This window comes from Pseudomonas sp. GM33, from assembly GCF_000282295.1.
GTDB lineage: Bacteria > Pseudomonadota > Gammaproteobacteria > Pseudomonadales > Pseudomonadaceae > Aquipseudomonas > Aquipseudomonas laurylsulfatiphila.
Window position 1 is genome coordinate 1 of the sequence record NZ_AKJO01000147.1, and the last position, 20,503, is coordinate 20,503.

At 59.5% G+C, this 20,503-nt stretch carries 17 protein-coding genes; 10 read left to right on the forward strand and 7 right to left on the reverse strand.

Annotation, left to right across the window (positions count from 1 at the left end):
• Window positions 1-93: 93 nt before the first annotated feature.
• Window positions 94-2,145 carry a methionine--tRNA ligase gene (metG, locus tag PMI26_RS05335; protein WP_007978555.1) on the reverse strand — a complete coding sequence of 684 codons (2,052 nt, stop codon included), beginning with the start codon at window positions 2,143-2,145 and terminating at the stop codon, window positions 94-96.
• A gap of 213 nt (window positions 2,146-2,358) precedes the next feature.
• Here metG and apbC point away from each other — a divergent pair, with 213 nt between their 5' ends.
• Entirely contained in the window at window positions 2,359-3,453 is a 1,095-nt protein-coding gene (gene apbC / locus PMI26_RS05330) for an iron-sulfur cluster carrier protein ApbC (RefSeq protein ID WP_007978557.1), read from the forward strand.
• Between the two features lie 95 nt (window positions 3,454-3,548).
• Here apbC and PMI26_RS05325 read toward each other — a convergent pair whose 3' ends face one another.
• Window positions 3,549-4,307: an SDR family oxidoreductase gene (locus tag PMI26_RS05325; RefSeq protein WP_007978559.1), complete on the reverse strand. Its 759-nt coding sequence runs from the start codon at window positions 4,305-4,307 to the stop codon at window positions 3,549-3,551.
• 166 nt (window positions 4,308-4,473) lie between these two features.
• On the opposite strand from PMI26_RS05325, the gene PMI26_RS05320 reads away from it, so the two are divergent.
• The 4 genes from PMI26_RS05320 (at window position 4,474) to groL (ending at window position 7,986) form a co-directional block, all read left to right on the forward strand.
• A complete protein-coding gene (locus PMI26_RS05320) occupies window positions 4,474-5,205 on the forward strand; it encodes a HugZ family pyridoxamine 5'-phosphate oxidase (protein ID WP_007978561.1) in 732 nt (243 codons plus the stop codon).
• Window positions 5,206-5,271: 66 nt separating this feature from the next.
• A complete protein-coding gene (locus tag PMI26_RS05315) occupies window positions 5,272-5,748 on the forward strand; it encodes an FxsA family protein (protein WP_007978563.1) in 477 nt (158 codons plus the stop codon).
• A 248-nt stretch (window positions 5,749-5,996) separates the two neighbouring features.
• Window positions 5,997-6,290 carry a co-chaperone GroES gene (locus PMI26_RS05310; protein WP_007978564.1) on the forward strand — a complete coding sequence of 98 codons (294 nt, stop codon included), beginning with the start codon at window positions 5,997-5,999 and terminating at the stop codon, window positions 6,288-6,290.
• A gap of 49 nt (window positions 6,291-6,339) precedes the next feature.
• On the forward strand, window positions 6,340-7,986 hold the full coding sequence (gene groL / locus PMI26_RS05305; RefSeq protein WP_007978566.1) for a chaperonin GroEL: 1,647 nt from the start codon (window positions 6,340-6,342) through the stop codon (window positions 7,984-7,986).
• A 194-nt stretch (window positions 7,987-8,180) separates the two neighbouring features.
• On the opposite strand, the gene PMI26_RS05300 is transcribed toward groL, so the two are convergent.
• Together PMI26_RS05300 and PMI26_RS05295 are read right to left on the reverse strand one after the other, a co-directional pair.
• Complete coding sequence (locus PMI26_RS05300; RefSeq protein WP_007978568.1) at window positions 8,181-8,924, reverse strand: phosphatase PAP2 family protein; 744 nt, start codon at window positions 8,922-8,924, stop codon at window positions 8,181-8,183.
• Window positions 8,925-8,978: 54 nt separating this feature from the next.
• Window positions 8,979-10,928, reverse strand: coding sequence for an LTA synthase family protein (locus PMI26_RS05295; protein ID WP_007978570.1), 1,950 nt, complete (start codon window positions 10,926-10,928; stop codon window positions 8,979-8,981).
• Between the two features lie 202 nt (window positions 10,929-11,130).
• Between PMI26_RS05295 and colR the strand changes: the two genes are divergently transcribed.
• The 5 genes from colR to PMI26_RS32010 all read left to right on the forward strand — a co-directional run bounded on the left by colR (window position 11,131) and on the right by PMI26_RS32010 (window position 14,849).
• On the forward strand, window positions 11,131-11,814 hold the full coding sequence (colR, locus tag PMI26_RS05290) for a two-component system response regulator ColR (protein ID WP_007978572.1): 684 nt from the start codon (window positions 11,131-11,133) through the stop codon (window positions 11,812-11,814).
• Window positions 11,804-13,078 (forward strand): sensor histidine kinase, encoded by a 1,275-nt coding sequence (locus PMI26_RS05285; protein ID WP_007978574.1) that lies wholly within the window; start codon window positions 11,804-11,806, stop codon window positions 13,076-13,078. The genes colR and PMI26_RS05285 overlap by 11 nt, the downstream gene beginning before the upstream one ends.
• Before the next feature lie 154 nt (window positions 13,079-13,232).
• The gene (locus PMI26_RS05280; protein ID WP_033048233.1) at window positions 13,233-13,901 is read left to right on the forward strand and encodes a class I SAM-dependent methyltransferase; all 669 of its coding nucleotides are present in this window, start codon (window positions 13,233-13,235) and stop codon (window positions 13,899-13,901) included.
• Window positions 13,902-13,905: 4 nt separating this feature from the next.
• Window positions 13,906-14,619 (forward strand): lipopolysaccharide kinase InaA family protein, encoded by a 714-nt coding sequence (locus tag PMI26_RS05275; protein WP_007978578.1) that lies wholly within the window; start codon window positions 13,906-13,908, stop codon window positions 14,617-14,619.
• A 2-nt stretch (window positions 14,620-14,621) separates the two neighbouring features.
• Complete coding sequence (locus tag PMI26_RS32010; RefSeq protein WP_015096670.1) at window positions 14,622-14,849, forward strand: hypothetical protein; 228 nt, start codon at window positions 14,622-14,624, stop codon at window positions 14,847-14,849.
• A gap of 181 nt (window positions 14,850-15,030) precedes the next feature.
• On the opposite strand, the gene PMI26_RS05270 is transcribed toward PMI26_RS32010, so the two are convergent.
• The 3 genes from PMI26_RS05270 to PMI26_RS05260 all read right to left on the reverse strand — a co-directional run bounded on the left by PMI26_RS05270 (window position 15,031) and on the right by PMI26_RS05260 (window position 20,497).
• Window positions 15,031-18,057 carry a multidrug efflux RND transporter permease subunit gene (locus PMI26_RS05270; protein ID WP_007978580.1) on the reverse strand — a complete coding sequence of 1,009 codons (3,027 nt, stop codon included), beginning with the start codon at window positions 18,055-18,057 and terminating at the stop codon, window positions 15,031-15,033.
• 13 nt (window positions 18,058-18,070) lie between these two features.
• Window positions 18,071-19,219, reverse strand: coding sequence for an efflux RND transporter periplasmic adaptor subunit (locus PMI26_RS05265; protein WP_007978583.1), 1,149 nt, complete (start codon window positions 19,217-19,219; stop codon window positions 18,071-18,073).
• Between the two features lie 177 nt (window positions 19,220-19,396).
• Window positions 19,397-20,497, reverse strand: coding sequence for a DUF1513 domain-containing protein (locus PMI26_RS05260; protein WP_007978585.1), 1,101 nt, complete (start codon window positions 20,495-20,497; stop codon window positions 19,397-19,399).
• Between the last annotated feature and the right edge of the window lie 6 nt (window positions 20,498-20,503).

Here is a 20,503-nt window from a genome sequence, read left to right on the forward strand (position 1 = left end):
CCTGCGGCAGCTCCTACAGGAGTCAGTATGGGCCAGACATGAAAATCCCACAGTCGCGCCAGGCACGACTGTGGGATCGGTTTGCCGCAGATCTTACTTGATGCGCTGACCCGGCTTGGCGCCGCTGTCAGGGCTGAGCAGGTAGATCTCTTCACCGCCAGGACCGGCTGCCATCACCATGCCTTCGGAGATGCCGAACTTCATTTTCCGTGGCTTGAGGTTGGCGATCATCATGGTCAGGCGGCCATCGAGCTTGGACGGGTCCGGGTACGCGCTCTTGATCCCGGAGAACACGTTGCGTTGCTCGTCACCGATGTCCAGGGTCAGGCGCAGCAGCTTGTCGGCGCCTTCCACGTGTTCGGCCTTGACGATCAGCGCGACGCGCAAATCGACCGCCGCGAAGGTGTCGAACTCGATTTCCGGCGACAGGGGATCCTTGGCCAGTTCGCCATTGCCGGCAGGTGCGGCTTCGCCGGTGTCGGTCTGGCTGGCGGTCAGGTCTTCTTTCGAGGCGTCGGTCATGGCTTGCACCTTGACCGGGTCGATGCGGGTCATCAACGGCTTGAATTCGTTCAACTGATGGTTGGCGAGCAAGGTCGCGTGGTCGTTCCAGGTCAGCGGTGCGACGTTGAGGAACGCCTCGGCGTCGGCGGCCAGCAGCGGCAGCACAGGCTTGAGGAAGATCACCAACTGGCGGAACAGGTTGACGCCGGTGGCGCAGATCGCCTGGACTTCATCCTGCTTGCCTTCCTGCTTGTTCAAAGACCACGGAGCCTTGTCGGCGATCCAGGCGTTGGCGCGGTCGGCCAGGCCCATGATCTCGCGCATGGCGCGGGCGAAGTCGCGGGCTTCGTAGGCGTCGGCAATGCCTGGCGCGGCGGCCAGGAAGGCGTCGGTCAGCTCAGGCGCGGCGTTGGTGTCGACCATTACGCCAGCATTGCCTTTGTGAATGAAGCCGGCGCAACGGCTGGCGATGTTGACGACCTTGCCCACCAGGTCGGAGTTGACCTTCTGCACGAAGTCTTCGAGGTTCAGGTCGAGGTCGTCGACGCCACGGCCGAGCTTGGACGCGTAGTAGTAGCGCAGGTATTCCGGCGACAGGTGATCCAGGTAGGTGCGGGCCTTGATGAACGTGCCGCGGGACTTGGACATCTTCTGGCCGTTGACGGTCAGGTAGCCATGCACGTTGATCCCGGTCGGCTTGCGGTAGCCGGCGCCTTCGAGCATGGCTGGCCAGAACAGGGCGTGGAAGTTGACGATGTCCTTGCCGATGAAGTGGTACAGCTCGGCGGTGGAGTCCTTGCCCCAGAACGCGTCGAAGTCCAGTTCCGGCGTGCGGTTGCACAGGTTCTTGAAGCTGGCCATGTAGCCGATCGGCGCATCCAGCCACACGTAGAAGTATTTGCCCGGCTCGTCGGGGATCTCGAAACCGAAGTACGGCGCATCGCGGGAGATGTCCCACTGTTGCAGGCCGGCATCCAGCCATTCGGCGATCTTGTTGGCCACGGCATCCTGCAGGGTGCCGCTGCGGGTCCAGGTTTGCAGCATGGCCTGGAAGTCCGGCAGCTTGAAGAAGAAGTGCTGGGAATCCTTGAGCACCGGGGTGGCGCCGGAGATCGCCGACTTCGGATCCTTCAGGTCGGTTGGCGCGTAGGTCGCGCCACATTTTTCGCAGTTGTCGCCGTACTGGTCTTCGGTGCCGCATTTCGGGCAGGTGCCCTTGATGAAGCGGTCGGCCAGGAACATTTTCTTTTCCGGGTCGAAATACTGGGTGATCGAGCGCGTGGCGATGTGCCCGGCGTCACGCAGCTTCAGGTAGATCTGGCTCGACAGCTCACGGTTTTCTTCGGCATGAGTGGAGTGGAAATTGTCGAAGTCGACCAGGAACTCGGCAAAGTCGGCGCTGTGTTCAGCCTGGACGTTGGCGATCAGTTGTTCCGGGGTGATGCCTTCCTTTTCCGCGCGCAGCATGATCGCCGAACCGTGGGCGTCGTCGGCGCAGACATAGATGCATTGATTGCCGCGGTGCTTCTGGAAGCGCACCCACATATCGGTCTGGATGTATTCCAGCATGTGGCCAAGATGGATCGAACCATTGGCATAGGGCAGGGCGCTGGTGACGAGGATCTTGCGTGGCTCGGACATGGGGCTCGGCTACTTGATGAAACGGAGGTCGGCCACTATAAAGCGCTGGCGCATATTTTTCATCCTGTGAGCCTGTTTCATTGGATGAACAGCCAGAAAAGATCGCAGCCTGCGGCAGCTCCTACAGGGGGCACTTGTAGGAGCTGCCGAAGGCGGCGATCTTTTGAGGTACGATACCCATCATCTTTTCCAGTCCCGTTTTCGGAGTTGCCCATGAGCGCCGTCAATCGCGCAGCGGTGGAAGCCGTCCTTCGCCAATACACCGACCCTTACCTGAACCAGGACCCGCTCAGCGCCGGGTGCGTGCGCAACATCGACATCCAGGGCGACCGCGTCAGCGTCCAGCTCGAATTGGGTTACGCCGCCGGTCTGTTCAAGAGTGGCTGGGCGCAGATGCTGGAAATGGCCATTCAAGGTCTGGATGGCGTGTCGAGTGCCAAAGTCGATATCACCAGCGTGATTGCCGCGCACAAGGCCCAGGCACAGATCCCGGGGCTGGCCAACGTCAAGAACGTCGTGGCCGTGGCGTCCGGCAAGGGTGGCGTGGGCAAATCCACCACCGCGGCCAACCTGGCTTTGGCCCTGGCCCGCGAAGGCGCCAAGGTCGGGATTCTCGATGCGGACATCTACGGTCCGAGCCAGGGCATCATGTTTGGTATCCCGGAGCGCACTCGTCCTGAGGTCAAGGATCAGAAATGGTTCGTTCCGCTCAAGTCCCATGGCGTCGAAGTGATGTCCATGGCCTTCCTCACCGATGACAACACACCGATGGTCTGGCGTGGTCCGATGGTCTCCGGCGCCTTGCTGCAACTGGTGACCCAAACCGCCTGGGGCGACCTGGATTACCTGGTCATCGACATGCCGCCGGGAACCGGTGACATCCAGCTGACCCTGGCGCAGAAAGTGCCGGTGGCCGGTGCGGTCATCGTGACCACCCCGCAGGACCTGGCTTTGCTGGACGCGCGCAAGGGCGTGGAAATGTTCCGCAAGGTCAACATTCCGGTGCTGGGCGTGGTGGAAAACATGGCCGTGCACATCTGCTCCAACTGCGGACATGCCGAGCATCTGTTCGGTGAGGGCGGTGGCGTGAAGCTGGCCAACCAGTATGGCGTCGAGCTGCTGGCCTCGTTGCCGCTGTCGATGGTCATCCGCGAACAGGCCGATGGCGGCAAGCCGACGGTGATCGCCGAGCCTGACAGCCAGATCGCCATGGTTTACCAGGAGCTGGCCCGTCATGTCGGTGCGCGGATCGTATTGCAGGAAGCTTTGACGCCGGCGATGCCGAACATCAGCATCAGCGACGATTAATTCCTCTTAAAAGATCGCAGCCTGCGGCAGCTCCAACACGGGATTGATGTTCACCCTGTAGGAGCTGCCGCAGGCTGCGATCTTTTGATCTTGCCTTAGATCCGCAACCCGCCATCCATCTCCAGAATCCGACCGGTGTAATAGTCGTTCTCGAAGATGTACGCCGCCGAATGGGCAATCTCTTCCGGCTTGCCCATGCGCTTGAGCGGAATGCCGGCGGTCATCTTTTCCAGCGCTTCAGGCTTCATGCCCAGGGTCATTTCGGTTTCGATGAAGCCCGGTGCAATGCCGGCCACGCGAATGCCGTAGCGTGCCAGTTCCTTGGCCCAGGTCACGGTGGCCGCAGCGACACCGGCCTTGGCCGCCGAGTAGTTGGTCTGGCCGATGTTGCCGGCACGGGAAATCGACGAGATATTGATGATCGCGCCGCTGTTGTTCAGCTCGACCATTTTCGCCGCGACTTCACGGGTGCACAGGAACACGCCGGTCAGGTTGACGTCGATGACCGCCTGCCACTGGGCCAGGCTCATCTTGGTCATTTCGCCATCCTTGACCTTGAGCAACAGGCCGTCACGCAGGATCCCGGCATTGTTGATCAGGCCGTGGATCGCGCCGAAATCTTCGGCGACCTGGGCGACCATGTGGGTCACTTGCTCTTCGTTGGCGACGTTGCACAGGTAAGCGCGGGCTTCGACACCCTTGGCCTTGCAGGCCGCGACGGCAGCGTCGAGTTTTTCCTGATTGAGGTCGACCAGGGCGAGTTTCGCACCCTTGCCGGCGAAATACTCGGCCATGGAACGACCTAAACCCTGGCAACCGCCAGTGATAATGATTACTTTGTCAGTGAGTTGCATTCGCATGTCCCCCGGTAGCAGGTCTGAGTGGTTTCCTTGTAGAGAGCCTCTCGATCTGCGCCTGACGTGGCCCGGCTGCACATGAGAACTGCCCCCGATGGCATGCTGGAACTTTCACCAGCAGCTTGTCCGTTTTTATGACGGATTCTATTTAAGGAGTCATAAATTGAGCGTTGAAGCGGCTAAGCATGCACGAGAATTGCTCCTCAAGGAATACCGTGGAGTGCTCTCGACACACTCCAAATCAATGCCCGGGTTTCCGTTCGGCTCCGTGGTTCCCTACTGCCTGGACGAGCAGGGCCGGCCGCTGATCCTGATCAGCCGCATCGCCCAGCACACGCATAATCTGCAGAAAGACCCGAAATGCTCGCTGTTCGTGGGCGAGCGCGGAGCCGAGGATGTGCAAGCCGTTGGTCGCCTGACCTACCTGGCTGAGGCACAGCAGCTCGAAGACGAAGCCGCCATCGAAGCCGCTTCCGAGCGTTACTACCGCTACTTCCCGGAGTCGCAGGGTTATCACAAGGCCCACGATTTCGACTTCTGGGTGCTCAAGCCGGTGCGCCACCGTTACATCGGCGGTTTTGGCGCGATTCATTGGGTCAACGACCTGACTCTGGCCAACCCGTTCGCCGGCAAGGCTGAAGTGAGCATGGTCGAGCACATGAACGCGGATCACGCCAAGGCCATCGCCCATTACGTCGAGCTGGCCGGGCTGCCGAAAAACGTGCCGGCGCAAATGGCCGGCATCGATACCGAAGGCATGCACCTGCGTATCGGCCAGAGCCTGTACTGGTTGCCGTTTCAAGCTCCTTGTAATACGCCGACACAAGTCCGCGAAGCCTTGGTTTCTCTGGCTCACGCCGAACATTGGCCGAAAAATGAAGTGGCCGACGCTTGAATTCACGAAACGGCGACGTCATCTAAGGTGAACTGGCAAGGCATTCTTGCGTTGAGGAACCATTTGATGCGCCCTTTTTTGTTGCTCTTTCTGCTGTTCCCGGTGTTGGAGCTGTTCGTATTCGTCAAGGTGGCAGGGTCCATCGGGTTTTTCCCGGCCCTGCTGCTGATCATTCTCGGCTCGATGTTCGGTGTGTTCGTGCTGCGCATCGCCGGCCTGGCCACGGCCCTGCGTGCCCGTGAAAGCCTGAGCCGCGGCGAGTTGCCGGCCCAGACCATGCTCGAAGGCCTGATGCTGGCTTTGGCCGGTGGCCTGCTGATTCTTCCGGGTTTCATCAGTGATGTGATCGGCCTGTTCCTGCTGCTGCCGTTCAGTCGCCGTCTGCTGGCGGGCAAGATGCGCCAGCGCGCCGAAGAGCAGGCCATGCGTCAGCGCGCGTTCGCCGACGACCTGCAGGCCCGTGGCGGTCCGGCACCTCGCGAGCCGCTGGGCCGCGAGCCCAACGTGATCGAAGGCGAGTTCGAACACCGCGATACCAAGTAATACGCCCATCGACACGGCACCTTCGGGTGCCGTGTTCGTTTGCGGGGCATCGAGCTGAAAATTTTTCGCTACCCGCCCTTGTAATAAGCTTATGCGCCCTTATGTAACGGTCACCGCAAGGTTTCTGGCGAACACGCCAGACAGACTTCCGCGGTTCGCTAGACGAACCGCAACCGGCACCGCCGGCCTTTGTTAAACCCGCCGGGACTACACCGGCCGATGAAAACCACAATTAGGAGAGATCGACAATGAAGCTTCGTCCTCTGCATGACCGCGTCGTCATCCGTCGCAGCGAAGAAGAAAAGAAAACCGCTGGCGGTATCGTCCTGCCAGGTTCGGCTGCTGAAAAAGCCAACAGCGGCGAAATCCTCGCTGTAGGCACCGGCCGCGTACTGGAAAGCGGTGAAGTGCGTGCACTGTCCGTGAAAGTGGGCGACAAGGTTGTGTTCGGTCCTTACTCCGGCAGCAACACTGTGAAAGTCGACGGCGAAGACCTGCTGGTAATGAGCGAGAACGAAATCCTCGCTGTTATCGAAGGCTGATTACCCGCTCATTTTCCCGCTACTTCAAAGTATTTAAGGAATATCGATCATGGCTGCTAAAGAAGTTAAATTCGGCGATTCCGCCCGCAAGAAAATGCTCACCGGTGTCAACGTCCTGGCTGATGCAGTAAAAGCGACCCTGGGCCCGAAAGGCCGTAACGTGATCATCGAGAAGAGCTTCGGCGCTCCGACCATCACCAAGGACGGCGTTTCCGTAGCCAAAGAAATCGAACTGGAAGACCGTTTCGAAAACATGGGCGCGCAGCTGGTCAAAGACGTTGCCTCCCGTGCCAACGATGACGCAGGCGACGGCACCACCACCGCTACCGTTCTGGCTCAATCGATCGTCAACGAAGGCCTGAAAGCCGTCGCTGCCGGCATGAACCCGATGGATCTGAAGCGCGGTATCGACAAAGCGACCATCGCAATCGTCAAAGAGCTGAAAGCCCTGTCCAAGCCATGCGCCGACACCAAGGCTATCGCTCAGGTAGGCACCATCTCCGCCAACTCCGACAACTCCATCGGCGACATCATTGCCGAAGCCATGGAAAAAGTCGGTAAAGAAGGCGTGATCACTGTTGAAGAAGGCTCGGGCCTGGAAAACGAACTGTCGGTTGTTGAAGGCATGCAGTTCGACCGTGGCTACCTGTCCCCGTACTTCGTCAACAAGCCAGAGACCATGGTCGCTGAGCTGGACGGCCCGCTGATCCTGCTGGTCGACAAGAAGATCTCGAACATCCGCGAAATGCTGCCAGTGCTGGAAGCCGTTGCCAAAGCCGGCCGTCCACTGCTGATCGTGGCCGAAGACGTTGAAGGCGAAGCCCTGGCGACTCTGGTTGTGAACAACATGCGTGGCATCGTCAAAGTCGCAGCCGTCAAGGCGCCAGGCTTCGGCGACCGTCGCAAGGCCATGCTGCAGGACATCGCCGTTCTGACCGGCGGTACCGTGATCTCCGAAGAGATCGGCCTGAGCCTGGAAAGCGCAACCCTGGAAAACCTGGGCAGCGCCAAGCGCGTGACCCTGTCCAAGGAAAACACCATCATCGTTGACGGTGCTGGCGTACACGGCGACATCGAAGCACGCATCGCTCAGATCCGTGCCCAGGTTGCCGAGACTTCCTCGGACTACGACCGTGAAAAACTGCAAGAGCGTCTGGCCAAGCTGTCCGGCGGCGTTGCAGTGATCAAGGTTGGCGCTGGTTCCGAAGTTGAAATGAAAGAGAAGAAAGCCCGCGTTGAAGACGCCCTGCACGCTACCCGTGCAGCCGTTGAAGAAGGCGTGGTACCTGGCGGTGGCGTGGCACTGATCCGTGCCCTGGAAGCTATCCTGAACCTGAAAGGCGACAACGCTGACCAGGACGTAGGTATCGCTGTACTGCGTCGTGCCATTGAAGCGCCGCTGCGTCAGATCGCTGCCAACAGCGGTGACGAGCCAAGCGTTGTGGTCAACGAAGTCAAGAACGGCAAAGGTAACTTCGGTTACAACGCTGCGACTGGCGAATACGGCGACATGATCGAAATGGGTATCCTGGACCCAACCAAGGTAACCCGTTCCGCTCTGCAAGCTGCATCGTCGATCGGCGGTCTGATCCTGACCACCGAAGCCGCTGTTGCTGAAGCACCGAAGAAAGACGGCGGTGCTGGCGGCGGTATGCCAGACATGGGCGGTATGGGCGGCATGGGCGGCATGATGTAAGCCAGCCTTACCCCTGTACGAAAAAACCCCGCCTGCGAAAGCAGGCGGGGTTTTTTATTGACGGGAATTTGAAGGACGCCTCGGTCTAGTGTGGGAGCGGGCTTGCTCGCGAAAGCGATGTGTCAGACAACAGGTTTGTTGAATGTTGAACCGCTTTCGCGAGCAAGCCCGCTCCCACATTTTCGATCTGTGTTTCAGGCACTCACCGGTTGTGCTTTGGCAACAGCGTCGGCTCGGGAAGCAGGCCGATAAAGAATGCAGTAGTAAGACCCCAGACAAATCAGCCAGCAGAACACCGCCGTCCACACGTTGTGCGAGAAAAAGTGCGCCCCCTGCAGCATCCGCCCGATGGAAAACACTGAACCCAGGGCAAATGCAAAGACAAATGCCGCACGAGCCATGCGCGGGCGACGGTCACGCAGTACGAAAAACAGGGCAAACAGGGTGAAGCCGGTGGCCGCATGGCCGCCAGGCCAGCAGCGTCCCGGTTTATCGGTATGCGGGCGAGGGCTCAACAGTTCGCTGTACGTTTCATGACCGCCGAATTGCTCAAGGCTCCAAGGGCATTGCACGGCGGTCACTGCTTTCATTGGCGTGACAAAGGAGGTCGCCAGGCCCAGGGACAACACCAGACAACCCAGTTCCCGCTTGTACGGTTTGAGCCTGGCCATGAAGAACGAGGCGATGAAGCCGAGGACGGCAAACACCGAGAAGGCGATGACGACTTGCTTGGCGCGATCGTGCAGGATGTTTTCCAGGAAGTAACTGTGCCGTCCGATGAAGTCACCCGCGACCGGGTCGTAGAACAGCTTGGCAAGGTCCATGTCCAGTGAGGTCAGTTCGAGCAACACCAGAATGATCGCCGCAACGGCGGGAACCCCCAGGCACACCCAGAAGTTGAGCGGGCGCGGGGCAGGGCGGACAGCGGTTGATGACATGGTGGATCCTGAACAAAGGAAAAAGCCCCGGGGCATCAGCCCGGGGCGATTCGGTTAACGTTCGCCGACTTGACCGGCACCCTCCTTGGGCGCCTTCCAGCCAAGTAGCTGTTGCTTGAAGCCATAACTGGCGGTTTGGTAATAAGTGATGGCGCGGGTGATCAACGGGTCATTGGCGGTCGACCGGGACTCGCGGCTTTCGGTCAGCGCGTCATCGTGGCGACGCAATCCTTGGCGAGGGCTCAAAATCGCCAGGTCCTTGCCGTCGAACAACCCCAGGTGCTGGTAGTTACCGACGACCACCCGTGGCGGCAGCGGGTTATCCTGCAACAGGTTACGTCCAAAGAATGTCGATTCATAATCCAGATTGAGCAGGCCGAGCAAGGTCGGCGCCAGATCGATCTGGCTGGCCAATTGTGCAGTTTCCCGAGCCTCGATCAACTTGGGTGCATAGATGAACAGCGGAATCTGGTAGTTGGCGATGGGCAAGTCTTCCTTGCCGGCGCTGCCTGCGGTGTGGTCCGCGACAAAGACGAAGATTGTATTGTCAAACCAGGGTTTCTGACGCGCCTGATCGAGAAACCGACCGATGGCGTAGTCGGTGTATTTCACCGCGCCGTCACGGCCGTTACCGGACTTGATGTCGATCCGGTTGTCCGGATAGGTGTAAGGGCGATGGTTGGACGTCGTCATCAACTGCAGCAGGAATGGCTGCTGTTTGGCATAGTCGGCATCGGCCAGTTTCAGTGTCTGATTGTAGAGATCTTCGTCTGCCATGCCCCAGGCATTCTTGAAGTGAATCTCCGACTCCTCGACGCTGCTCTGGTCTACGACGCGATAACCATTGCCACTGAAGAACGCATTCATGTTGTCGAAATAACCGCGGCCGCCGTAAACAAATACGCTGTCATAGCCCACGGCATTGAGTTGCTGGCCAAGGCTGGCAAAACCGCTTTCACGACCCACGCGCTTGACGATCGAGCGACCGGGCGTTGGCGGAATCGCCAGGGTGATGGCTTCCAGGCCGCGATCGGTGCGGGTGCCGGTGGCGTAGAAGTTATTGAAATACAGGCTCTGTTGGCGCAAGGCATCAAGGTTGGGCGTCAGGTTGCGGGTGTCGCCGTTGCTGCCCATGTACTTGGCGCTGAAACTTTCAATGGTGACCAGCACGATGTTGGGCTTGCGCAACGTGCCCGGGTTATCGATTTGCCGACGGATGTCCTGCGGGTCTTGACCCACGAAGCGGGCATCGGGTTCTGCCAGTTCTGTACGAATCTGCTGGGCAACCACTGCCGACGGCAGCGTGCTGTAGAACTGTGGGTAGTCCAGTTCGTTGTTACGGAACGCGGCGAAAAACTGGTAGGGACCGTTGCTCGCCAGTTCGTTCTGATAGGCGTTGCCGCCCTGGGCGCGCGGGGCGTCCTGGCTGAGCAGTTGCAGGCTCAGGCCGGCGACGATCAACAAACCGAGAGCATTCAGCAGGCGGCCACGCAGCGGTGGTAACGGCGCATCGAGTGCAGCGTTGAAAGCTTTACGCAATACAAGACTCAGGACCACGGCCAGCACGGCGAGGATGCTCAGCAGCGTGCCGATCGGGTACGACTCCAGCAGGTTGTTCAGTACTTCGTCGGAATACACCAGATAGTCGACGGCGATGAAGTTGAAGCGCACGCCGAACTCATCCCAGAACAGCCACTCGGCCACCGCGGTGAACAGCATCGCGAACAGACTGACGGTCAGCAGACCTTGAAGGAACCAGCGATGGCCACGGGTGCGCCAAAGAGCCAGCGGGCACAACAACAGGTAGAGCCCCATGGGCAGTACCGCGTAGGCAATGAAACCAAGGTCGTAGAGCAGCCCGATACCGAACACCGACAGAAATCCGCTGCCGGCCTCATCCAGATGCGTGAGGAGCAGGACTGTTCGAGTCAGAAAAAATATCGCCAGCCAGATGCCGCTGACCAGCAGCAAAAAGCGCAGGGGGGCTGTCTTCAAATAGTCCATTTTCTATATTCCTTATTATCAATCGCGTGACAGTCTTTATCGGTCGCTGTAGTCAGTGTGTGAATCGATAGTGAAAAACTTGTCAATCATAACTATTGGTTGAGCAAATTGATCCATGCCAAGCCTTCCCCTAGCCCTGAGCCACACTTGGCCTTAAGCTGCGCGGGCCACGACGGCCGTTACTGTGGACGGAGAGATACCCATGCGAATTCTATTGGTTGAAGACAACCGCGATATCCTGGCCAACCTGGCCGATTACCTGGGGCTCAAAGGCTATACCGTGGATTGCGCTCAGGATGGTTTGTCGGGCCTGCATCTGGCGGCCACCGAGCACTACGATTTGATCGTGCTCGATATCATGTTGCCCGGCATCGATGGCTACACCCTGTGCAAACGGCTACGCGAAGATGCCCGCCGCGAAACGCCGGTGATCATGCTCACGGCCCGCGATCAACTGGACGACCGTCTGCAAGGCTTCAAGTCCGGCGCCGATGATTACCTGATCAAGCCGTTCGCCCTGTCGGAACTGGCAGCGCGTATCGAAGCGGTCATGCGCCGGACCCAGGGCGGCGGGCGGCGGACCTTGCAGGTCGGCGACCTGAACTATGACCTCGACACCCTGGAAGTCACCCGCGAAGGCCGATTGCTGAAACTCAACCCGGTTGGCCTGAAATTGCTCGCCGTGTTGATGCAGAAAAGCCCGCATGTGTTGCGTCGTGAAATTCTTGAAGAGGCGCTGTGGGGGGACGATTGTCCGGACAGCGACAGCCTGCGCAGCCATGTCCACCAACTGCGCCAGGTGATCGACAAGCCGTTCGCCAAGCCATTGCTGCAAACCGTTCACGGTGTGGGGTATCGCCTGGCCGAGGGGCGTGATGGAGTTTAAGCAGAGCCTTTCCCAACGCATCATCATTGCCTTTGCGCTGATGAGCGCACTGGTGGCGGGTGCCTTTGCCATGGGCATCGTGGCGACCGTGCACCTGGTGGAGGAAAAACTGATTTCGGCAGGCCTGGGCGGTGATTTGCAGCGCCTGTTGCTGATGGACAACGTCACGGACTGGAGCCATCGCCCCGAACCGGACCAATTGTTCTACTTCAGCAACGGGCCCGGCGATTTCAGGTTGCCCAAGGATTTGCGCCATCTGGAGCCGGGTTTTCACGAAGTCTTCCGTGAAAACCTGTCGTACCACGCGATGGTCGAAATCGTCGACGGACGACGTTACGTGCTGTTGCAGGACCAGAGCGACTTCGAAGAGCGTGAGCGGGTGCTGTTTGCTGTGGTGCTGGTGGGTTTTGTACTGAGCCTGGCACTGGCGGTGTTTCTCGGCTGGGTCCTGGCACGCAAGGTCATGGCACCGGTGGTGCGGTTGGCCCGGCAGGTACGCCATCGCGATCAACTGCTCGGCCTGGCCCCCCCTTTGGCCCCGGATTATGCCGCCGACGAAGTGGGCGAGTTGGCCGTAGCCTTCGACGCTACCCTCGGGCGCTTGCGTCAGGCCCTGACTCGTGAGCGCTTGTTTACCAGCGACGTCAGCCACGAATTGCGCACGCCCCTGATGATATTGGCCAGTTCCTGCGAGTTGTTGCTGGAAAACCCTGGTCTCGATCAGCGTGGTCGCGCCCAGGTCGAGCGCATTGCCCGGGCATGTGAAGAAATGCGTGAGCTGGTGCAAACCTTCCTGATGCTGGCCCGTGCCCAGCGCGAAGACGCCAGCATGTCGCCGCAGCAGTCCCTGGGCCAGGTGGCCGAGGGATTGCTCGGTCTGTGGCGCGAGCCCATTGAAAGCAAAGGGTTGAAGCTGATTTTCGAACCGGGCAAGCCTGAGCCCAAGGGCTACAATGCAACACTGCTGCACGCTGTGATGGGTAACTTGCTGCGCAACGCCTTGCATTACACCGAACGGGGCTTCATTCGCCTGAGCCTGACGGGGACGGGCTTTCTGGTCGAGGACAGTGGGGTGGGGATTCCCGAGGAGAAACGCGAGGCGATGTTCGAACCTTTTGTTCGAGGCAACGAAAAGCGTGGGGAAGGTCTGGGTCTTGGGCTTTCACTGGTGCAGCGGATCTGTGAAAACCAGGGCTGGAGCGTCAGCCTGACGACGATGGAGCCTAGTGGCTGCCGTTTTCAGGTGGAGCTATCCCGAACTTGATCCGTTGAGTCGGCCGTCCAGAAAACCCAATCAATTCAGTAAAACCCTGTAATAATTGCGGGTTTCCCATAACGATATTTTCACAAATGGATGACCAGTCGCCGACACCGCAAAATCTAAGGTAGTTGCTATCAGAAGTTCAGGAGACCTGATGATGGACGGCCCGATCAAACTCGATTTTTCAGAAAAGTACGACGATCAACACGCGCAACGCTATTTGCGCAAACACCAGGAAGGTCTCGGCCGTCGATTGTCCCATTGGCGTGACGAACAACTGGCGCGCAAGGCGCTGGCCTTGGTTGGCGAGCCTGGTCTGGTCCTCGATTTGCCTTGTGGTGCAGGGCGTTTCTGGCCCTTGTTGGCGGAAAAATCCAACCGTGTGATCATCGGTGCCGATAATTCGGAATCCATGCTGAAGATCGCAACCCAGGCGCAACCGGCCGATGTGGTGAAGCGGGTACAACCCTTGCACACATCCGCATTCGACATCGCCTTGCCGGACAACGCCGTCGACAGCATTTTTTGCATGCGCTTGCTCCACCACATCGGTGAAGCCGAGCATCGCATGGCTATCCTGCGTGAATTCGAGCGTGTTTCCCGCGACAGCGTGATCATTTCGCTGTGGGTCGATGGCAACTTCAAGGCCTGGAAACGCAAGCGTTCGGAGAAAACCCGTGGGCAGGAAGGTTACCAAAACCGGTTTGTGTTACCGGCCGCTACCGTAGAGAAGGAATTTGAGCAGGCGGGTTTCCGCATCCAGGAACAACTGGACTTTTTGCCGCTCTATGCCATGTGGCGAGTTTACGTATTACGCAAGAGGTAACAGGATGGCAGTGCAGTGTGCAGCAGAAACGGAAGTCGTTCCCCAGGACCGCTTCGATTACTTCTGGAATCAGCGCGGTGAATGGGTGGAGGAACCCAACGTCCGTCGCGGCGGGGAAAGTGGTGTTCAACGCCTGATGGGCAGTGATGGTCAACTGCTCTACGTCAAGCGCCAGACCGGGCATATCCATCGTAGCTGGCAGCACCCTTTCGGGCGGCCTACGGTACTGCGCGAGCATACCGCGCTCACCGGTGTGACGGTGCTTGGCGTACGGGTTCCGGAAATCGTTTTCTGTGGGGCACAGCGCGATCCCGTGCACAAATGGCGTGCCTTGCTGGTCACCAAGTCGCTGGACGGCTTCGAGGAAATCGATCGCTGGTACGCCGCTGGTGGTCGCGAGCGTCATGGTGAGGCCATTAACGAGCGCGTGCTCAAGGACCTGGCTGAAAACCTGGCTCGCATGCACAAGGGCCGCTGGCAGCACGGTTGCCTTTACGACAAGCACGTATTCGTTCGCGTGACCGGTGAGGGCGAGACGGCCAAGGTCGAAGTGGCCCTGATCGATCTGGAGAAATGCCGACAGCGTTTGACGGCCCGTCGCGCAGCTCTCCATGACATGAAACAGTTGCGTCGCCACTCGTCGTTCAGCGATGCAGACTGGAAAAAGCTCGTCTACTTTTATGAGACGGCGTTTGGCAGCGCTATCAAGGGTTTATAGCGATGAAACTCGAAATTGCACGAGGTTTGTTTCTGGTAGGAGCCTTGGCAGTTGCATCGATCGCGATGGCAACCTGGGAGCAACCACGCCCCCAGGTTCTCAGCTCGATAAGCGCAGAAGAACATTGTCCGTTGCCGCGGGTTGCGAAGGCATCCGTGGCCACTCGACCCGATCATGATTTATTGTTATTCATGTTCGGACTTTCTCAGGGATTGAGGCCGCAAAGTTGAATCGATTGAAGCCAAAATGAAAGGCCTCGCACTTGCGAGGCCTTTTTTTTGCCCTGACTTCCAAACATGCACGATTCAATGTGGGAGCGGGCTTGCTCGCGAAAGCGGTGTGTCATTCAACCAATAAGTTGACTGATCAATCGCCTTCGCGAGCAAGCCCGCTCCCACAGGTTTTTCTGCGTCAGCGCTTATCGGGTTTGGCCAGAACCGTGTAGACGCAAGGCAACACAAACAGGGTGAACAACGTGCCGATCGACATGCCGGTCGCGATGACCGTGCCGATGTCGAACCGGCTGACCGCGCCAGCACCGGTGGCGATGATCAAGGGCACCATGCCGAACACCATCGCCGCGGTGGTCATCAACACCGGACGCAGGCGGATGGCCGCCGCTTCCTCCACGGCTTCCCGCGCCGTCAGGCCCTTGTCCTTGCGTAGCTGGTTGGCGAACTCGACGATTAGAATGCCATGCTTGCTGATCAACCCGATCAACGTCACCAGACCGACCTGGGTGTAGATGTTCATGCTCGACCAACCCAGGAACAGCGGAATCAACGCGCCGCAGATGGACAGGGGGACGGTGACCAGGATCACCAGCGGGTCGCGGAAGCTTTCGAACTGCGCCGCCAACACCAGGAAAATGATCGCCAGTGCCAGGGCAAAGGTGACCCACAGGGCGCTGCCTTCCTGTACGTACTGCCTCGACGCGCCGGCGTAGTCGAATGCAAAACCGACCGGTGCCTCTTCGCGGGCGATCTGGCGCACGAGGTCGATGGCTTCCCCCATGCTCACCAGCGGCACGCCGGACAGGATGGCGGAGTTGAGTTGCTGGAACTGGTTCAGCTGTCTCGGTCGAGCGCGGTCGGTGACCGTGATCAGGGTCGACAATGCCAACAGCTCGCCCTGGGTGTTTTTCACGTAGTAATTGTTCAGCCAGTCCGGATTGTCGCGGAACGTTCGCTCGACCTGGGCAATGACCTTGTAGCTGCGACCTTCGATGGTGAATCGGTTTATTTCGCCTTCACCCAGCAGGGTTGCCAGGGTTCCCCCCAGATCCTGCATGGAAACCCCCATCTGCGCTGCCTTGGCGCGGTCGATATCCACCACCACTTCCGGCTTGTCGAAGGCCAGGTCAACGTCGACAAATGCAAACTTGCCGGATTCCATCGCCCGTTTTTTTACCCGGTCGACCACTTGCAGCAGCAGTTCGTAATCGTTGGAGGAGTTGATGACGAACTGAAACGGCAAGCCTTCGCCGGTGCCCGGCAGGGACGGCAGGTTGAAGCCGAAAATCTGCAACCCCGGGATGCTTTCCAGTTTGGCCTGAACCTCGGGCAGGATCGCCATTTGCGTGCGACTGCGATCGTCCCATGGCTTGAGCAGGAAACCGCCGATACCCGATTGCACGCCGGTGAAACCGTTGATCTGGAATGACGAGTAGTACTCGGGAAACGACTTGAAAATCGCAACGAACTCGTCGGTGTAGGTGTTCAGGTAGTCGAGGTTGGTCGGTTGCGGGGCGTTGGCAATCATGAAAATGATGCCCTGGTCCTCATCCGGCGCCAGTTCCGATTTGGTGAACTTCAGAAGGACCGGAATCAGGCACAACACGATCACGGCGAACACCAGCACCACCGGGCGGGTGTTGAGGGTGCCGTGAAGCAGGCTCTGGTAGCGGCGCTTGAGACGTTCGAAAATCATGTCCAGGCGATGGGCCAGGCCACTGGGGTTCTCGTCGTGACGCAGCAGAAACGCACACATCATCGGCGACAGGGTGAGGGCGACGATGCCGGAAATCACTACCGCGCCGGCCAGGGTCAGGGCGAACTCCTTGAACAGCGCCCCGGTCAGGCCGGTCAGGAAGCCGATCGGCGCATACACCGCCGCCAGGGTGATGGTCATCGAGATCACTGGCATGGCGATTTCCCGGGCGCCTTCAATGGCGGCGTCCAGCGGTGTCTTGCCTTCCTCGATGTGGCGATGAATGTTTTCCACCACCACGATGGCGTCATCCACCACCAGGCCGATGGCCAATACCATCGCCAGCAGGGTGAGCAGGTTGATCGAGTACCCCATCATCTGCATGAAGAACATGACGCCGATCATCGACAGCGGGATGGTCACCACCGGGATCACCACCGAGCGCAGGGCACCAAGGAACAGGAACACCACCACGATCACGATCAGCACCGCTTCGAACAGCGTTTTCACCACTTCGTCGATCGAGGCCTGGATGAACAGCGTGGCGTCGTAGGCGATTTCACCCTTGAGGTTCGGCGGTAGCTGGGCCTCAAGTTCCGGCATGATCTTGCGCACTTCCTTGATCACATCCAGCGGGTTGGCGGCAGGTGTCGCCTTGATGCCGATGTACACCGAAGGGGTGCCACCGAAGGAGCTGATGGAGTCGTAGTTTTCCGCACCCATTTCCACGCGCGCCACATCCCGCAGCAGCACACGGCTGTCGCCATCGACCTTGAGCGGAATCGCCCCGAAGGCCTCGGCGGACTTGAGTTCGGTATTGGCGTTGATGCTGGTGACCACGTATTCGCCTTTCACCTCGCCGGCGGCCGAGAGGAAGTTGTACTGGCGCACCGCGTTGGTCACATCGCTGGCACTGAGGCCGAAACCCGCGAGCTTCACCGGATCCAGCCACAGGCGCATGGCAAATACCTGGTTGCCGAGGATTTCGGCCTCGGCCATGCCGGGCAAGGTCGCCAGTTTGGGCTGGATCACCCGCGACAGGTAATCGGTAATCTGCGGGTTGCTCAATTCCTTGCTGAAGAAACTCATGTACATCAGCACTGACGCATTGGCAGATTCTTTGCTCAGCACCGGGTCTTCTGCGTCCTGGGGCAGCTGGTTCTTGACCTCGTTGGCCTTGGCCAGCAGTTCGGTAAACAGACGGTCGCTGTTGGAGCCGACGCGCGCGTAGATTGAGATCACCGAAAAGTTCTGGCGACTCACCGAGGTCATGTAGTCGATACCCTCGGCGCTGGCGAGGCTTTGCTGCATCGGTTGGGTAATGTAGCCCTGGATGGTCTCGGCGTTGGCTCCGGGATAGGCGGTGGTCACCGTGATCAGGGCGTTTTCCATTTGTGGATACTGTCGCAGCGGCAGCTTGCTCCAGGCCTGAAAGCCCAGCAGCACAATCAGCAGGCTGACAACGGTTGCGAGAACCGGGCGGCGAATGAACGGATCGGTAAAAGCCATAGGGATTCCTTGATCAGTCCGCGCGAGGCGGGCTGTTCTGCCCGGCCAGGGTCTTGTCGTCGCTGATGGCAATGTGCGCGCCGTTATCCAGTTTGAGCTGGCCGGCGGTCACCACTTTCTCGCCGTTCTGCACGCCTTTGGTGATCATCACTTGCCCATCGCGGCGTTCGCCGGTTTCGACAAATCGCCGTTCGGCGATCAGCACCGGCTGGCCCTTGTCATCCTTTACCGGGCTGCCGTCTTCGGCCTTCTTTTGCACGGCCACATACACCGAGTTGCCGTAGAGCGTGTAGGTGATCGCGCTTTCCGGCACCACGATGCGCGGTTGCGGGTCGGGCAGGAGCACCTGGAGATTGGCGAACATGCCTGGCATCAACTTGCCATCGGGGTTGGCCAGGGTGGCGCGGACCTGCACGTTACGGGTGCTGTTCTCGACTTTCGGGTTGATTGCACTGATGGTGCCCGGGTACTCCTGGTTCGGATACGCCGCGACAATGACCTGCACTGGCTGGCCGAGAGCAATCTTCGGCACCGACTGCTCGGGCACAAAAAAGTCGACATACAGGCTACTGAGGTCTTGCAGGGTGGCGATCATGGTGCCGCTGGCAAGATAGTCGCCAACGTCTACGTGACGAATGCCGATGGTCCCGCTGAAGGGCGCGACGATGCTTTTTTTGCCGAGCGCAGCCTTGAGTTGATTGACCGTGGCCCGGCTCTTTTTCAGCACCGCCGAAAGCCGGTCGAACTCGCCTTTGGAAATGGCCTGGCTGCCGACCAGTTGGCTACCGCGACCGTAATCGAGCTGGGCCAGCCCGAGGTCGGCCAGAGCCGTTTCCAGCAGGGCGCTTTCAACGGCGCTGTCGAGGCGCAGGAGTGGTTGACCGGCCTTGACCTTTTGCCCTGACTCGAACTGCAAATCGATGACGGTGCCATCGGTCTCCAGGCTCAGGTCCACGCCCTGCAATGCCTTGAGCGTGCCAACGGTAGGCAGGCGGGCTTGCCACGGACGCTCGGTGGCGGTGGCCACGGCAACGCTGATGGCCGGTTTAGGCGCAGAGAAGCCTTGAACCATCGTGTAGATCGAGAAGGCTTTGTATGCGGCCAGGACCAGCACAATCAGTAGTACCACACCCAACATGATCAGCATGCGGCGACGCAGCATATTCCAGTTCCTTGGAGAAAATCAGGTGAGACAGCAGGGCACATTACCGGGAGTCTAGAGGTAATCCAACTGCCGTTTTTACAGGTTGTGAGGTATTAGAGGGGGGAAAGCCTGAAAAGATTCGCCGCCTCGGGTCGCGTTTGCGGGAGTACGTAAGGCGGCGATCTTTTCAATGATTCAGGCCATCAGATGCAGATGGTTGTCCCAGAGCCCTGCGGGTAGCTCCAGCGGTTTGGCGACCAGGTTTGTCTGGCGGCAGTCGTAGTAACGGCAGCGCCCCTGGCCCGAGGTCACGACAAAACCATCGGCCACGGCGCCGACCCCGGCGCAGTCGGGCAGGGGGGCATCCAGGCGTACTTCACCGCTGTCCAGGTCCCAGATGAAGAAACGATTGCCCCGCGGCGCAGTCAACGCCACCAGGCGCAAGTCGTTGTGCACCGCGACGCTGGCGGTGTAGTGCCCCATGGCCTGCAACTGGTGCTCGGGCACCGGGAACGCCACGAAAGGCTGGCCGGGACGCTTGATCGCCAACAGCTCCGACGACTCGTGGGCCGCGCCCATGAACTGTTGGCTGGCGACGATGGTGCCGTCGCTGGCGATGGCCAGATGGCGCACGCTGTTCATCTGCTGGGCGAGGGTTTCCTTGCTCAGCAGGGTGCCGTCACGTTGCATCAGGACCAGGCTCGGTTCCATGGCGTTGAGGTTCATCTCCACCCGGCTTTCGGCCTCGGTGCGAATCCCGCCGTTGGCCACCACCAGGGTTTCGCCATCGGGCATCCACGACACCTGGTGCGGACCCAGGCCGTGGGTGGAAATCTCGCCGCTGTGCACCAGCCTTTCGCCTTCGAACTTATACACACCGAGCAGGCCGCGGCCCGGATCGGTGGTGTCATTTTCGGTGGCGTACAGCCAGTCGCCGCTGTGGTGAATGACCGCGTGTCCGTAGAAGTGCCGGTTGGGCTGCGACATCACGGTTTGCAGGAGCGTGCCGTCGCGCAGGTCGATCAGGTAACTCTCGGTGCCCGGACGGCGGGCGACAAACAGCGCAATCGGCTGTGTCGGGTGGTTGATGATGTCGTGGCAACGCTGGCCGACCCGGGTGGCGAACACCTGGGTGCCATCGAGCCGATAACCGACGGCGTAATGCTGGCCATCGGTATCGTCCCGTGCCGAAAGCAACAACGGACTTTTGTCCTTTTGCTTGAACAGCGTCCAGCCGCCCAGCGTCACCGCACCCAGCAGCAAACTCCCTAATGTCAGAACCTGGCGTCGCAACATGGAACT

Coding starts and splice junctions, on each gene's coding strand:
- metG (WP_007978555.1), bottom strand. CDS start 2,145: ATGTCCGAGCCACGCAAGATCCTCGTCACCAGCGCCCTGCCCTATGCC.
- apbC (WP_007978557.1), top strand. CDS start 2,359: ATGAGCGCCGTCAATCGCGCAGCGGTGGAAGCCGTCCTTCGCCAATAC.
- PMI26_RS05325 (WP_007978559.1), bottom strand. CDS start 4,307: ATGCAACTCACTGACAAAGTAATCATTATCACTGGCGGTTGCCAGGGT.
- PMI26_RS05315 (WP_007978563.1), top strand. CDS start 5,272: ATGCGCCCTTTTTTGTTGCTCTTTCTGCTGTTCCCGGTGTTGGAGCTG.
- PMI26_RS05310 (WP_007978564.1), top strand. CDS start 5,997: ATGAAGCTTCGTCCTCTGCATGACCGCGTCGTCATCCGTCGCAGCGAA.
- groL (WP_007978566.1), top strand. CDS start 6,340: ATGGCTGCTAAAGAAGTTAAATTCGGCGATTCCGCCCGCAAGAAAATG.
- PMI26_RS05300 (WP_007978568.1), bottom strand. CDS start 8,924: ATGTCATCAACCGCTGTCCGCCCTGCCCCGCGCCCGCTCAACTTCTGG.
- PMI26_RS05295 (WP_007978570.1), bottom strand. CDS start 10,928: ATGGACTATTTGAAGACAGCCCCCCTGCGCTTTTTGCTGCTGGTCAGC.
- colR (WP_007978572.1), top strand. CDS start 11,131: ATGCGAATTCTATTGGTTGAAGACAACCGCGATATCCTGGCCAACCTG.
- PMI26_RS05285 (WP_007978574.1), top strand. CDS start 11,804: ATGGAGTTTAAGCAGAGCCTTTCCCAACGCATCATCATTGCCTTTGCG.
- PMI26_RS05280 (WP_033048233.1), top strand. CDS start 13,233: ATGGACGGCCCGATCAAACTCGATTTTTCAGAAAAGTACGACGATCAA.
- PMI26_RS05275 (WP_007978578.1), top strand. CDS start 13,906: ATGGCAGTGCAGTGTGCAGCAGAAACGGAAGTCGTTCCCCAGGACCGC.
- PMI26_RS32010 (WP_015096670.1), top strand. CDS start 14,622: ATGAAACTCGAAATTGCACGAGGTTTGTTTCTGGTAGGAGCCTTGGCA.
- PMI26_RS05270 (WP_007978580.1), bottom strand. CDS start 18,057: ATGGCTTTTACCGATCCGTTCATTCGCCGCCCGGTTCTCGCAACCGTT.
- PMI26_RS05265 (WP_007978583.1), bottom strand. CDS start 19,219: ATGCTGCGTCGCCGCATGCTGATCATGTTGGGTGTGGTACTACTGATT.
- PMI26_RS05260 (WP_007978585.1), bottom strand. CDS start 20,497: ATGTTGCGACGCCAGGTTCTGACATTAGGGAGTTTGCTGCTGGGTGCG.